The organism is Bilifractor porci, assembly GCF_009696005.1.
GTDB classification, from domain to species: domain Bacteria; phylum Bacillota; class Clostridia; order Lachnospirales; family Lachnospiraceae; genus Bilifractor; species Bilifractor porci.
Map to the genome: position 1 here is coordinate 1 of NZ_VUMV01000017.1, position 2,157 is coordinate 2,157.

The following is a 2,157-nucleotide window of genomic DNA, read 5'->3' on the forward strand; positions in this document are numbered from 1 at the left end:
TCCCGTTTTCAACAGTTTCGAGATAAAAAGAGCCCAGGAATGGTTGTGTTTAAGCCATTTTCTGAGCTTTTTTACTCCCTGCAAATGTTGTATTGGTACACTGACCTGATATAAAATATTTCACAAGATTTGCTTTAGCTTTTTGTTTAATTCTTTCGGCTGGTAGTATTTTCTGTCCAGCCTTAGATCATATATGGCATTCAGGGCGTTCAGTGTCTGAGACCCCCTATAAGTCGACAGGTAGTAAAGATCCTGGACATTGGCCACTTCCATGTTCTGTAGTGTTTCAATGATGTTCTCCGTAGTGAAGCGTACCGCGCCTCCCTTCAGCGTTTTTCCGTAATCTTCAAGTTTTGCTTCCAGAAGCCGGTAAACCAGGAGCGCTGTGTAACAGATCATGAAGTGGGCAGTAATCCGCTCTTTTGTATGGTGGAAGACCGGGCGGGCACTAAAATTTGTCTTCATTACCCGGAAACAGTCTTCAATCCGGTATCTTCTTTCGTTTATCGAAAGAATACCCCTCACAAAATCCTGGCCTGATTCATTATCCTCCGGGCTCAGGTTTGTAGCGATGGCGTAATAGCCATCGTATTTCTCCTCTTCAGCAATCCTTTCGCTGTCCAGAACATAGCTGTTTTTGTCTTTGGATTCCTTTCGGATAAAACGGGTGATGTCATTGGGTCCTTTCTTATATGTCTCCGGGTTCAGATTGGCCAGCAGCTTTTCTGCCCGACTGATCTGCGCGTTCCGGATTTTTCTTTGATATTCCATCATCTTGCGGGAAAAAGTGACGATGATTGTCTGCTTCAGAAGGGCTTTGGACCGGATCTTTTTCTTTTTTCCGTTCTGCAGCATTGCAGTTTCCATAAGCCCTGTGTCTACAGCTTTGTCAGCATTCAGAATCTTGAAAGCTTTATCTTCATAACGACTGCGGTTTTCTTCATGAAAACGGTCGAATTCTTTCATTGCGGCAATGGTTGTTTTCTCTCCATTGGAGACAAGACGATAATCATAGTCGTTGAAAACGGCCGTCTGCAGGGTATCAGAAAGTTTCTTTACTGATTGGGTGACGACGAAAGCGCGGTCGCCCATGCTGTTGAACTTCCGGATATCAATAGAATTCAGCCCGGCGTCAGCGCAGTAGATGAATTTCTTGCCCTTGAACATTTCAGTTATTTTTTTCTCCAGCGGCACAGCAAGCGTTTGTTCACTGTCTGATCCGGATGCCATGCACATCGAGATAGGGATCCCACGGGAATCAATAAAAAGCCCCATCTCCACGAGCGGGTTCGGACGATGTTCCTTGGAAGGCCCATAGCGGCGGAAACCCTTCAGAATCTCGCCGGTTGCATCGTCGATGATGTTGTCCTCGTATTCAGTTTCAAAGTAATAGTTCGTGCAGTCAAAGTAACAGACGGAGTTATCCCGCTTTACGACACTGCAGCTCTGCTCATACAGATGGGAAATGTATTCGTCATAATGGGCATTCAGGATGTCCATCGTCCGCAGAATGTGCTGGTACCCGAAGGAAGGCCGCTCGTAGTAGTACTCCAGATGATCATACGTTCCGAGTTTGGAATCGGGATCCAGGATCCTTGCGTAAGTCAGGAAGCGATTGACCTCATTGGGATCAAATGTGATCTTCGATGTCTGGGTGACTTTCTTGAAAAATTCGTCCAGTTTCAGTTGATGATAGACCGCCTGCAGGAAGAAATATCCGATCCCCAGAGAAGTGGAAACAGAAGTCATGGATTCCGAGGAAAGAACTTTCTCGTCAAAGTCTATCTTTACCTCCATAGAGACTTTGCCTTTTTTTAATTCCTCGTTTGCTTCTGCAACCTTTTGTCTGGCGTAAGCGAGCGGATCTTTAATTCCCTGGGCCAGCAGTTCGGAATGTTTGCCGATACGTGCGACATTTCTGGTGGAAGTTTTCTTTCCGTTCCGGAAGCCCATCTGGATGAAATAAGTTGGATTTTTTGATTTTTTATTGTACCAAAGTTTCATATCCAGATTATACCAAACAACACAACACGACACAACATATACAACATTTTTTTTCAATGCTTGACAAGTTTTAAGCACAAAAAAAGTCGCATTTCTGCGGCTTGGAAGGCATTTGGTGTTACGTATTATTCAGTTACAACTGTTGAAAACCCG

Annotated in this window: 1 protein-coding gene; it reads right to left on the reverse strand. The window is 44.6% G+C overall.

Annotation, left to right across the window (positions count from 1 at the left end; all coding sequences use genetic code 11):
• Window positions 1–120: 120 nt before the first annotated feature.
• Window positions 121–2,004, reverse strand: coding sequence for an IS1634 family transposase (locus FYJ60_RS12375; protein ID WP_154458982.1), 1,884 nt, complete (start codon window positions 2,002–2,004; stop codon window positions 121–123).
• Window positions 2,005–2,157 lie beyond the last annotated feature (153 nt).

Coding starts and splice junctions, on each gene's coding strand:
- FYJ60_RS12375 (WP_154458982.1), bottom strand. CDS start 2,004: ATGAAACTTTGGTACAATAAAAAATCAAAAAATCCAACTTATTTCATC.